At 42.5% G+C, this 12,050-nt stretch carries 11 protein-coding genes; all 11 read right to left on the reverse strand.

Annotation, left to right across the window (positions count from 1 at the left end; all coding sequences use genetic code 11):
• Window positions 1-31 precede the first annotated feature (31 nt).
• Window positions 32-1,099, reverse strand: coding sequence for a glycosyltransferase family 4 protein (locus MHI20_RS10510; protein ID WP_024719245.1), 1,068 nt, complete (start codon window positions 1,097-1,099; stop codon window positions 32-34).
• Between the two features lie 134 nt (window positions 1,100-1,233).
• Window positions 1,234-2,481 (reverse strand): teichuronic acid biosynthesis protein TuaH, encoded by a 1,248-nt coding sequence (gene tuaH / locus MHI20_RS10515; protein WP_256688752.1) that lies wholly within the window; start codon window positions 2,479-2,481, stop codon window positions 1,234-1,236.
• Window positions 2,450-3,205: a teichuronic acid biosynthesis protein TuaG gene (tuaG, locus tag MHI20_RS10520; RefSeq protein WP_008348281.1), complete on the reverse strand. Its 756-nt coding sequence runs from the start codon at window positions 3,203-3,205 to the stop codon at window positions 2,450-2,452. The genes tuaH and tuaG overlap by 32 nt, the downstream gene beginning before the upstream one ends.
• Before the next feature lie 24 nt (window positions 3,206-3,229).
• Entirely contained in the window at window positions 3,230-3,907 is a 678-nt protein-coding gene (gene tuaF / locus MHI20_RS10525; RefSeq protein WP_024719248.1) for a teichuronic acid biosynthesis protein TuaF, read from the reverse strand.
• 61 nt (window positions 3,908-3,968) lie between these two features.
• Complete coding sequence (tuaE, locus tag MHI20_RS10530; protein ID WP_072367396.1) at window positions 3,969-5,435, reverse strand: teichuronic acid biosynthesis protein TuaE; 1,467 nt, start codon at window positions 5,433-5,435, stop codon at window positions 3,969-3,971.
• A 39-nt stretch (window positions 5,436-5,474) separates the two neighbouring features.
• Window positions 5,475-6,404: an NAD-dependent epimerase/dehydratase family protein gene (locus MHI20_RS10535; protein ID WP_340938087.1), complete on the reverse strand. Its 930-nt coding sequence runs from the start codon at window positions 6,402-6,404 to the stop codon at window positions 5,475-5,477.
• A gap of 14 nt (window positions 6,405-6,418) precedes the next feature.
• The gene (tuaD, locus tag MHI20_RS10540; RefSeq protein ID WP_017368147.1) at window positions 6,419-7,756 is read right to left on the reverse strand and encodes a UDP-glucose 6-dehydrogenase TuaD; all 1,338 of its coding nucleotides are present in this window, start codon (window positions 7,754-7,756) and stop codon (window positions 6,419-6,421) included.
• 75 nt (window positions 7,757-7,831) lie between these two features.
• Window positions 7,832-9,016, reverse strand: coding sequence for a teichuronic acid biosynthesis protein TuaC (tuaC, locus tag MHI20_RS10545; protein WP_340938090.1), 1,185 nt, complete (start codon window positions 9,014-9,016; stop codon window positions 7,832-7,834).
• The gene (gene tuaB, locus MHI20_RS10550; protein WP_340938092.1) at window positions 9,013-10,464 is read right to left on the reverse strand and encodes a teichuronic acid biosynthesis protein TuaB; all 1,452 of its coding nucleotides are present in this window, start codon (window positions 10,462-10,464) and stop codon (window positions 9,013-9,015) included. The genes tuaC and tuaB overlap by 4 nt, the downstream gene beginning before the upstream one ends.
• 18 nt (window positions 10,465-10,482) lie before the next feature.
• Window positions 10,483-11,142, reverse strand: a complete 660-nt coding sequence (locus MHI20_RS10555; RefSeq protein WP_008348294.1) for a sugar transferase — start codon at window positions 11,140-11,142, stop codon at window positions 10,483-10,485.
• Window positions 11,143-11,341: 199 nt separating this feature from the next.
• Window positions 11,342-11,911: a hypothetical protein gene (locus MHI20_RS10560; RefSeq protein ID WP_019743577.1), complete on the reverse strand. Its 570-nt coding sequence runs from the start codon at window positions 11,909-11,911 to the stop codon at window positions 11,342-11,344.
• Between the last annotated feature and the right edge of the window lie 139 nt (window positions 11,912-12,050).

Genomic DNA, 12,050 nt, shown 5'->3' on the forward strand with positions numbered 1-12,050 from the left:
AACAGCCCGCTTCCAAGGAACGGGCTGTTTTTTATTGTCTTTTGACCATTCTTTTGTAGAATTTCGTAAATGGTTTAAACTCTTCGTTCACCAAACCAGTGACTTCAGCGATAACTTGCATAAACATGACCAGTAAAAAGATGATGATCAATGACAGCCAAATGGTGGCACTTGTCAGCAAAATCGCGCTTAAGCTGAAGACTAAGCCAATCATGTAAATCACAATCACTGCCATTCGATGTGATAAGCCAAAGGCCATCAGTCGATGATGGATGTGTGATTTGTCAGGTGATGAGATAGGCTGTTTATTCAATATTCGTCTTATGATCGCAAAGGTCGTATCAAAAATAGGCACACCTAAAATAATTACAGGGACAACAACACTAAACAAAGTAACACTTTTGTACAATCCTAAAAGTGACAGGACCGAGATCATATAGCCTAAAAATAACGAACCTGTATCACCCATAAATATTTTTGCTGGATGGAAGTTATAAAAAAGAAAACCGATGGTACTGCCAATGACGACAAGAGATAACGAAAGAATCAGGATCTTGTCCGCAGAAAATGCCATGACGGCAATCGTGGTTAAACCGATAACCGAAATTCCGGCAGCCAGTCCATCTAATCCGTCAATTAAATTGATCGCATTTGTAATCCCAACAATCCATAGTACAGTCAGGGGATATGCCATCCATCCTAACTCCAGTCGATCTGTTAAGAAAGGAACAGAGAAAAAGTCCATTTTTAAGCCCGTGCTCACGATTAAGCAAGCAACGAGAACTTGCACAAGAAATTTAAATTTTGCACTTAAATTATATTTATCATCAAATATACCTAAAATGACGATGAGTACAGCGCCAACTGATATAGCTGTAATTTTATTATGTAGAAACAGCCCGCCTGCTAGTGCTCCAGCCGCTACCCCAATAAAAATCGCCAAACCGCCCATTCGAGGCATTACTCTATCATGAACTTTTCGTTTATTCGGCTGGTCCACTGCACCAATCTTAATTGCAAACTTTTTGACGATTGGTGTCACAATTAAAACTGTAGCCAGAGAGACAAAAAACGCTAATAAGGCGCGTTCGTAATCCATAGGTCAGTCTCCTTCTAAATTGAAATCTGTATTTTGTATATTGGCCGCTCTTTCCATTATACAATTGAATATAGGATGATCACAAGCTCCCCCTAAGAAGAAGAAACAAATAAAAACGCACAATCCTGAATGAATTATGCGTTTTCTTTAATATTCGTTAATTCCACCATGTTTGTGAACAGTGCGTGCCAATCTTTTTTCTTTGCCCGGCTTTGTCTTAGATGTCTGCATGTCATGTCATCTTTTTTACTGATCACTTTCTGGCAGGCTTCTACGAAGAGAGCTGGATCTTCGCCCTCTACATATTCATACACATCATTCTCTTTTAGCCTTTCCGTTGATGGAAGATTTAAACCAACAACAGGGATTCCGGCAGCTAAAAATTCATACAGCTTGAGCGGAAAAACCGCTTGATTGTAAGGAGACTGTTTGTATGGCATCATCCCTACATCAATTAATTTCATATAAGCAGGCACTTCTTCTGGTGCGACTGCTCCTGTCCATAGGACATTGGGCAGTTTGAGTGCATGCTGAAAAGATGGATCTCCATTCGTTCCATCCGGACCGACAAATAAAAATGTCCAATCTGGCTGCATGCGAGCAGCTTGAGCGATCATGTCAAAATCGAGCTTCGGCTTGATCCCACCTATAAAGCCAAGAACCGTTCCCTCTCTTCCCTCTAGCACGTCTTCCCTGCTAGGAAGGTTGCTTTTTGCAAACACATCATACTCGACACCATTTTCCACTGTAAAGACATCTTTCGGTTCACCCATGAGCCTTTTTTTGATTTGATCATGTAAGTATTGTGAAGAGCATGTAATGCTGTGTGCATATTTAATAATGCGGTTTTCAGCTTTTACAATGACTCGCTGTCTCATATAAGAGAGAATGTTGTTTTTTCCGCTGATGGGCTCTCCCCACAGGTCACTGCAATCATACACAATATGTTTCCATTCAAATAAAGAAGATAAGAGCGGAAATCCCGGAAACGTATACCATAAACAGACGGCTATGCCCTGCTTTTCTTCTTGACGCAAATGCTCAAGAAGAGGAGATAATTTATGAAAATAAAACATATCTTGATAACGGCCAAAGCGAAAAAACTTGCTCTTGAGCACATCAGGAATGGTCATTTGCTTCATTCGATCCGTTATAGGCTGAAAGGGAGCTGAATGACGATTGGCAGATGGGCATACCCAGATGACCTCTTTCGTTTCTGGATCAGATGCAAGAAATTCCGCCAGTCGATGCCGTCTGTACCTTAGGCCATCGTGTCCCCATTCTCCCGTTGCGACAATCACATGTATGATCGACTCTGCTTTCACCTTTATCACCTTTTTTCCCTTCTGTTTATAAGCGCTTTTTGACAGCATTTGTGGCATAGTGCATAAAACACCAAGATGCTTTCACAAAATGAAGCTGCTCAATTTCTCTATAGACAAACCATGTTTTTTTCGCTGCTTTCCACTTGTTACTAGAAATCGAGTTTCCCACGATGCGATATTCACTGAGCGGCTCACTCATTCCATAGGCAGTAAATCCTTTTTTTAAAATAGAGAGCCATGTGGCTAAGTCCTGCCTTGTTCGAATGTTTGGCATTTCCACGTGTCCTACTTGTTGAAGATCGAGCATCACCGTCAAACAGCCGATAATCGTATTTTTTAAAGCTTCATTGTAGTTCAACTGAGCCGGAGCTGTGACGGTTTTTTGTAATGGCTCTCCATTTTCTGAAATGATGTCATATGCCGTGAAAGTAAAGGCATGATCATTTTCTAACATAAACTTGACCTGCTTTTCGAGCTTTGTCTGTTTCCACATATCATCGCTATCTAAAAAAGCGATAAAGCGGCCTTTCGCCTGTTTGATGGCGGTGTTTCTAGCAATAGCGGCTCCCCCGTTTTCCTCTAAATAAATGACGTTGATTCTGTCGTCCGTCTGACTTAATTCCCCTAACAACTTCCTTGTGCCATCTGTTGAGCAATCATCTGCAATTATCAGCTCCCAGTTGGAATAGGTTTGGGCAAGGACGGAATGAACTGTATCCGTTAAATAACGTTCCGCATTATACGCCGGTGTAATAATTGATACTAACGGTTGATTGTTCACCTAAGACTCATCTCCAGTTCATCATTAAGATTCTTTGAACACTTCAGGTAACACCACAAACATAAGCGAGATGCTAAGGCCAATGACAAGTCCAAGCAGTGCTCGTTTTTTCGCTGACATGCCTTTGCCTGCTTCATCAAGCACTTGGGCAGGATCGACAATCTTTGCCTGCTTCATCCCGAGCTTTGTCGATTCCAATTCATATAAAAATCGTTCTTTATCGACCTTGGAGTCATTGCTGACAGATTCATCTTCAAGAGCGGATAGTCTCCTTTCAATGACTTGCTGTCTTTTCGTAAATAAGGCTTTGTCCTGCTTTAAAAATGTATCTGACACTTGTTTCACTACTGCCAAAGCTCGAGCTTGATCAGCATCTGTAAACGACAACTGCAATTGTGTATCGGACTGGTTCGTGAGAATCAAACGATTTTTCACATCTTGCCTTTCTTCTTCCTTTACATCACGGAGTGCTTGATTCAGAAATGCGTCACTTTTTAATAGAGATGTCACTTCTTCCATATTGTTATACACACCGTCGTCATATTTCCCAAGCGTCAAGGTCACAGCAGCTGTGTAACTAGACTGTTCTACTGTCCCCTTGGCAAAAAAGAAACCAAAAGCAGCCAATACAACGGGCAGCAGCACAAGCCATACGATATATTTTTTCATTCGCTTCCCTATTCTTAACATAAAACCAGACATGCTCATTCTCCCAACATTGACGTATTTGCTTTTTCACTAGTGTAGCCATACAAACTCAGCATCACACGTTTGCCCACGGCTTGAAGCGCTGTTTATTTTTCATGATATTGACCGCTGCGATCACTAGACCTAGAAACACCCAGTGGAAATATAAATTCGAGACCGAACTCGGACTGATACTTGAGACGAGAAAGCTCAGCATGGCAGCAAATAGACCTTCAATGATCATCTTGGCTGATCTCGTGTCAGCCAATTGGTATTGTTTGTACAGTGAGAACATGAGATAGGCATACACTGAGATATAACCTAGCATGACGGCAAACCCAAAATTCGTCATCACCTCTAGCAGCCAATTGTGGACTTCCACGACCTGATCTGTATCAAAGATAGAAAAGTGAGCTAAGTAATAAGACACATTGCCCGCTCCGACTCCGAAACCGTATGAATTCGTAAAGAAATACCAAGCGTTTTTGATTAAATTCGCCCGGGCAATGTTGGACGGAAGTGGTTCGCTAAAAGAATGAGCGACCTGAGAAGCGAGAAACAAGTCATAAAAGACAGAATAGATTTTGGCTGAAAAAATGGCGATACAGATGATAACAAGCCCGCCTGCTGCCATGATGGACCACTTTTTTAAAAAGCGAGGCATCAACAGCCATACATAGATTGCCGCTCCAGCTAATATGCCAAGCAAGCTGGCGCGCGATTCTGTTAACAAAATGAGATACAGCGCTAAGATGGCTCCTAGTAATCCGAACGCTTTGATATAACCATTTTTCATTTGGCGCATGCACGCCACATATAAGAAAAAGCTAATAGATAAAAAAGTCGCAAAATCATTTTGGTTAAAGAAGACAGCTGTAGGATAGTGCTGTTTGTATGCTGGTCCAAGATACAATGAGGTATTCGGTAAATGGTTCAAGGTCAAGTGATTATAGAACCCGATTCCCATCACAAATACGGTCATGATTAGCCAAATACTATAAAAAGTCACGATCTGATCCATTCGCTGAATGTACATGACCACAAGAAAGACAAAACCCATTCCCATCGCAAGAAGAGACATATATTTCAGGCCGTCTGTGACCGAATGAGCCCAAAGCAGTGAGATGAGTCCGTAAAGAAACCATGCAGCGAAAAAACCAAGAATGCCTTTAACGCGAATTTGCTGCCACTGGGATATGTACGTTCCTTTGTCCCTCATCCGCCATATGAATAAAGCAAAGACAGCCAAGAGCATGATGCGGTAGAGAAAGAGACTAAAGAATCCGGCACTGATAGAGAAAAAAGCGTTATTGAGAAATGTTAATGCAATCAAAAGGTAAATGGCTGACATGAATATGTGCTCACCATTCATATAGAGCTTCATACATATAGCAGCCGCTATGAGCACCACAATCAAAACCGGAATGACCACCATCTTCTTTAACCCGATAGGCTGTGTAGATGCCATTTGTACAAGCCAAATACCTGCTGCTAATAAAATACATCCGATTATGATTTGCCATGCTGTTTGTTTCACACTCATACCCTTGTTCCTCCTAAGCAACCCATCCGATTTGAGGGATTAAGCCTTTACTTCCTGTTCATAGTAGGAAATGGTACGAGCCAAACCTTCTTGTAAAGTCACAACAGGCTCCCATGCTAAGACTTGTTTCGTTTCCTCATTTTCCAATGTACTATGCACAATATCTCCTGCACGCTGAGGCTTATAAATCGGTTCAAGATCTGATCTCGTGACTCGCTTCATCGTTTGAAACAGCTCATTCACCGTGATGGAATAACCACTTGAGATATTTAAACAAACGTTTGATTGAGCTGTTAAAGCTGCAACATTCGCTGCGGCTAGATCGCCTACATAGATGAAATCTCTTGTTTGTTCCCCGTTTCCAAAGATGAAAGGTGCCTCATGCTTTGCAAACTTGTCAGAAAAAATTGAGACAACACCGCCTTCACCAAGTGCGTCTTGGCGCGGACCATATACATTGCTGTACCGCATAATACAATAGTCCACATCATAGAGTGATTTTGCCATCTGTAAGTATCGTTCAACTGTCAGTTTCGACAAGCCATAAGGTGAACCAGGCTGCAGTGGATGAGCTGTGTCGACCGGCAGATAGACTGGGTCTCCATAGACTGCTGCCGATGAGGCAAACACCACTTTCTCCACCCCGGCTTCAGCCGCTGCTTTGATCACATGCAACGAACCTTTAATATTGACCTCTTCGTCGTAGACGAAATGTTGAACCGAAACGGCTACACTCACTTGCGCTGCAAGATGAATGATATAATCTGGTGCAATGTGTTTGATCAAATCGACCGTTTCTGATTTTGTGACATCTGCTTCAATGCATTGTACAGAAAGATGAGCGATATTTTCCTTCGATCCAGTTGAAAAGTTATCAAGAACGATGGGCTCATAACCTTTCTCTAATAAAGCCTCTACCGTATGAGATCCTATAAATCCACTTCCCCCAGTTACCAATACTTTCTTCATCCAAGTTCCCCCTATTATTGTGCCTTCGATACCAATTCTGTTTCCCATACGCCTGGGCGGCCGATGGACTGGTAAATAAATCCTCTCTCTTTCATTTCTGCTGGATCAAACAAATTCCTTCCATCAATTAAAATGGGAGAACGAAGCAGCTGCTTGATCTGATCCTTATCCATCTTCTGTACGTCATCCCATTCCGTTAAGATGAGACAAGCATCTGTATCTTTCACTGTTTCATAGAGATCATTGCTGAAGACCGCCTGCGGGCCAAGCTCTCTTTCTGCTTCTACATAAGCAATTGGATCATAGGCTTTGACAAAAGCTCCGAGCTCTCTCAGCATTGGGATAATATCTAGTGCTGGCGCTGAACGCATATCGTTTGTATTTGGTTTAAATGCGAGCCCTAAAACGGAAATCGTTTTTCCTTTAATATCACCGAACACACTCATCAGTTTGCTGACAAGATGGGCTCTTTGGTGGTTGTTTGTTTCAATGACAGATTCGATCAGCTTGAACCGGTAGCCAGCTGTCTCGGCAATTTTGAGAAGAGCCATCGTATCTTTTGGGAAACAGGAACCGCCAAATCCAATGCCTGCTTTTAAAAATTTATGCCCGATCCGGCTGTCTAACCCAACGCCTTCGCTGACTTTTTCCACATCAGCACCAACTCTCTCGCAAATGTTCGCAATGTCATTGATGAATGAGATTTTTGTGGCGAGCATGGCATTTGCCGCATACTTAATCATTTCTGCACTTTCTAGATTGGTCTCAACTACTTCTGTTTGAAACGGATCATGCAATTTTTTAATGATCGTGGATGCATGTGCGCTTGTAGAGCCAATGACCGCTCTCTCCATATTCATCGTATCTTGAATAGCTGAACCTTCCCGCAGAAACTCTGGATTGGAGACGACGTCAAATGGATATTTACTGCGTGAAGCCTTTTGAACAATGGCTTGAACAAGACGTCCTGTTCCAACCGGCACTGTGCTCTTATTCACGATGATTTTGTAGCCATTCAGGTGTTCCCCAACCGTTTGAGCCACAGCTTTCACGAATGTTAAATCCGCTTCCCCCTGAGGTGTCATTGGTGTTCCTACCGCAATATAAATAATCTCTGATTCTCGAATTGCAGCGGGAATATTGGTTGTAAAACACAATCTTCCCTCTTCTGTATTCTTCTCAATCAATTCCTTTAAGCCCGGTTCATAAATTGGAACGAGACCGCTTTTTAAGCTGTTGATTTTTGATTCGTCGATGTCACAACAAATGACGCGATTTCCGATATCAGCAAAACAAGTACCCGATACTAACCCGACATATCCTGTTCCAATCACAGCAATTTTCTTCAACATGTTTCATCCTCTCAGTAAAAGCATATTGGTCGTTCCAAACTGTTTATCTATCAGTCTTTGCACATTTCATCCTGTTTAAACGGTGGATGTTGATTGATTCAGCACCTTTTCATATTGCTGAATCAGGAGCGTAGCATTATGTGATGATGAATAATCTGTATGGACGATGTGGTGAAGATCGGTCTTCACTTGCTCGTTCCATCTATTTTCATAAAGATAAGCGTGAATCGCTTCTTTTAGCTGACTCGTTGAACGCGGTTCAATGAGCAGATGTTGATAGGTAGAAAATAGTGATGGCAGACCACCAACCCGTGTTGCGATGACAGGCAGTTTTAAAGCGAGCGCCTCAAGGACGACAGTCGGCATTCCTTCACTGTAGGATGGAAGGGCAAACAGGTCAGCTGCCATTAAATAATGTTTGACTTGTTCATTCGGCATCTGCCCAGGGAGTATAATGGATTCTCCCGCCCGTTCGGTCAGCTCCTTTGCGAGGGGGCCTTTTCCGACAAAGACGACTTTTACACCCTCCATCCCGCTGACAGCTTCCGCTAATTCAAGCAAACCTTTCTCTTTGACTAAACGGCCGACATAAACGACGAGCTTGTCGTGAAGCGGTAAACCAATCTGCTTTCTGATGGCTGTTTGATCCCCCAGTGTTCTAGAAAATGACTTGAGCGGAATTCCAAGCGGGAGGCATTGTGCATCCACCTCTGTCATGTCATGTGTTTTCTTTGCCAGCTCTTCACTCACTGTGAGAACAGCAGACGCCTGTTTTACTGCTGCTTTAAAGGCTGCAAGCGCCCCTTGACTATAGGTTGGATAGACGTTCACATCACTGCCGTGTAAGGTCAGAAGATAAGGGATGTTTGCTTCCTTTTTGATCACAGCTGCTGCGCCGCCAGACGGCATGGCAAAGTGCGCATGGATGAAATCCGGTGACAGTTCATAACGCTCCATTGTGCGCAGGACAGAAGCTGCGATTCGTTTACTCGGCTGAGCCCATTTTAGCTGTCCAGGCAGCGCTGTATAGGGCGGTCTGTAAACCGGCACGCCGCACCTCACTTCCTGCTGGGGAAGATCTTTTCTCTGACGATAGGAAGCTTTAAGCATCCGTAAGATGGGCGGATTGACAGGAGTAGGACAAATCACGCTCACTTCTACGCCCTGTTTGACCAGCTCCTGCACTTGCGTTTCATGGAAGACGCCTTCACTTGGATGTTTTTCACTAGGATATACACTTGTCAGCCATAGCACCTTCATGACGAACGACCTCTTCTCCATAATTTCCCTGCCATCTGCGGATACATTTTGACAAGCAGCAAGCTATATAAAGCCGCACTTAAACCAATCGTCAGTAGTAATTGAAGCAGTATATCCGCTGATGTCAGCTTCATCCCTTGATGAACAGTCACTGCGCAGGCGGCCATTAACAGCGTCATGACAGCAGGCTTTACGAGTGATTTTACATACACCTTCATATCTAGCTGAATGACATAAGCCATCAGCCACCTGCCGACAATGAAGTTCAGCAGGCTGACCCCTGAGTAGACCCAAGCTACAGTCAATAGACTGCCAGTATGGACTCCTGCATATAAGGCGCATCCATATACGATGAGCATGCCTGTATCCCAATAAAATGCTAAGTCAGCTCTCCCTTTTGCAAGAAGGATGGAACCATTTGGATTCATCAGCACACGGAGTAGACCGACAATGCACAAAATATTCAAAACCGGGACCGCCACTAGCCATTTCTCTCCAAACACCACTTCTATAAAGCTATCTGATACGGCAGCAAGACCAATGAGTAGTGGAAAACTAATGAGTGCAAGCATATTCGTCATGCTGAGGAAGCCCTCACGCAGCCTAGAGTGATCACGCTGACTTTTTGCGAAAACTGGGAAAGCCACTCTCGTCACAATCGGGTTAATTTTCAGCACCGGAATTGTGACGATTTGATAAGCCAGGCTGTAAATCCCTAAAGCTTCTGCTCCAAGAAACCGTCCTATTAAAATCATGTCGATGTTTGAGCCTGCCCGATTGACGAGTCTTGACGCAAGCTGGAAAGCCCCGAAGGAGAAAAACTCTTTCACTTCCCCTAATGCGAAAACGGATGCTGGGCGCCACTTCTTCCAATAAGCCGCTGCATACATGAGACCTTTTCCTGATTGAAGCAGCACTTGAGAGATCACATAGGCCACAATTGGATTGATAAAAAAGGCTAGGATAAGTAGAACAATCAGCGAAATGATCGTCGCTATCGTCTCAATCGTACTTAAGGTTTTAAAGGCTAAATCTTTCTGCATCATGTATTGGTATTGCTGACCAATTGGTGCAATGAGAAACATGATTGATAATAACTTGAGCAAGCCTTCCAGCTCAGGTCTGGCATAAAAGGTAGCAATCAAGGGACTTGCGAGGATCAATACACAAAACAAGAGAATTCCCGTCAGCAAGTTGATCCAATATAATGTAGATAATTGACGTTCCGTCGTTTGTTCCTTTTGAATGATCGCAGCACCGATGCCTAGATCAAGTAAAATCTGTGTAAATATTGTGACCGTTGTGATCATGCCAACGAGTCCAAATTCTTTCAGTGACATTACATTTCCTAAAAAGGCGAACTGTGCAATTTGGATGATGGTAATGATCAATGCGGACAAGCTTGTCCATTTTGCTCCGCCCAGCAGGCGATTTTTCATACTTGCCATTTCTCTTCCCTACTTTACTTATCTGGCTCCGTCACCAGTCACGATGACTTTTAACGTTTTTACCATAATCTTCGTGTCGAGAGAAAATGTCAAGTTTTGAATATACTGTAAGTCGTGTGATAATTTTTCACTTGGACTCATTTCATATCCCCCATTTACTTGAGCAAGACCAGTCAGCCCCGGCTTCACTGTCAGTCTTTTTGTAAAGCCTGGAATCGTCCGATTAAATTCGGCAGTAAACATTGGTCTTTCAGGACGTGGACCTACAATACTCATTTCTCCTTTTAACACGTTGATAAATTGCGGCAGTTCATCAATTCTTGTTTTTCTGATGAATGCCCCCACTTTGGTGATACGAGGGTCATTTTTTTGCGCCCATTTCGCTCCTCCGCTTTCTGCGTTGGTTCTCATCGATCTGAGCTTCCATAATTTAAAGTAGACACCGTCTTTTCCGACCCTTTCCTGCATATAAAAGGCTGGCCCTGGTGTTTCTAGCTTAATTAAAAGGGCAAACAGTAAAATGATTGGCGTACTCAACATCAATCCGATGAACGAGAACACGACATCTATGAAACGTTTTGCAAATAAATATCGAACCATATGTTCTGTTAAAGCAAAAGAGTGGTTTCGTCTCACTTCATATTCTCTGTAAAGGTTCATCGCTTTCTCTGCGCTCACTGACCTGCACCTCACCATTCAAAGTAGTTGTTGTGTAAAGAGATGTTCTATGAAAGTCAGTTTAGCAGAGCAACATTAAGCAAATGTAAATGGGCTGTTAAGTCTTGTAAAAGTGTGTTAAGAATGTGCCCTTATATCAAGTTATGCCCTTTTAAACGTAAAAAAGACCCGCATTTCTGCGGGTCTACGTGTCTTTTTTTTATTTTGCCTTTACGGATTCGATCGTCTTCAGTCTAAGCGTTCCATTTGCATCTTTTGTATAAGTTACTTTCACTTTTGATTCTTCTTTTAGGCTGTTCACTTGTTTAGAAAATGTATTTCCGAATTGAATGGCTACTTCTTTTCCATCAATGTTGACAGCAATTGTATGTCCATCAGCCAAACCGACATATGTGCCTTCTTTGGTGACTTCATTTTTCTTCGTTGTAGATTCTTTTTTTGTTTTAGATTCAGCTTTTGACTGATCGTTTGTCGTTTCTTCTTTTGTGATTTCCTTACTAGAGCTTTCTTTTGCATCTTCATCAGATTGACCTGCTTGGTCTTCTGTTTGAGCAGCTGTTTCTTTGCTTTCATCATCTGCTTTTTCACTTGCGGACTTGTCTTCCGTCTTTTCATCTGTTGCATTTTCTTTCTTTTGATCTGCTGCTTCAGTTGTTTCTTTTTTGCTGTTATCCGTATTGTTATCGTTTGACTGATTTGATGTGCCGCATGCTGTGAGCATTACACCTAGAAGTAAGACTAAAAACGGCATTGTGATTAATTTTTTCAAGATCGTCACCTCTTCATGATTTGTCGATTTGCTGTCATTGGAAGGCAAATACGTGAAAAACCCACCCTCTATGTTTCGATTATAACAAAAATAACCTGAAATGAAATGTATTTTTAACTTGACATATCGTTCATTCGAT

Origin of the sequence: Bacillus sp. FSL K6-1106, from assembly GCF_038005245.1 — a bacterium.
Taxonomy (GTDB): Bacteria; Bacillota; Bacilli; order Bacillales; family Bacillaceae; genus Bacillus; species Bacillus altitudinis.

Excerpts from the sequence above, each read along its gene's own strand:
- MHI20_RS10510 (WP_024719245.1), bottom strand. The coding sequence starts at position 1,099 with ATGGATTACGAACGCGCCTTATTAGCGTTTTTTGTCTCTCTGGCTACA.
- tuaH (WP_256688752.1), bottom strand. The coding sequence starts at position 2,481 with ATGCCACAAATGCTGTCAAAAAGCGCTTATAAACAGAAGGGAAAAAAG.
- tuaF (WP_024719248.1), bottom strand. The coding sequence starts at position 3,907 with ATGTCTGGTTTTATGTTAAGAATAGGGAAGCGAATGAAAAAATATATC.
- tuaE (WP_072367396.1), bottom strand. The coding sequence starts at position 5,435 with ATGAGTGTGAAACAAACAGCATGGCAAATCATAATCGGATGTATTTTA.
- MHI20_RS10535 (WP_340938087.1), bottom strand. The coding sequence starts at position 6,404 with ATGAAGAAAGTATTGGTAACTGGGGGAAGTGGATTTATAGGATCTCAT.
- tuaD (WP_017368147.1), bottom strand. The coding sequence starts at position 7,756 with ATGTTGAAGAAAATTGCTGTGATTGGAACAGGATATGTCGGGTTAGTA.
- tuaC (WP_340938090.1), bottom strand. The coding sequence starts at position 9,016 with ATGAAGGTGCTATGGCTGACAAGTGTATATCCTAGTGAAAAACATCCA.
- tuaB (WP_340938092.1), bottom strand. The coding sequence starts at position 10,464 with ATGGCAAGTATGAAAAATCGCCTGCTGGGCGGAGCAAAATGGACAAGC.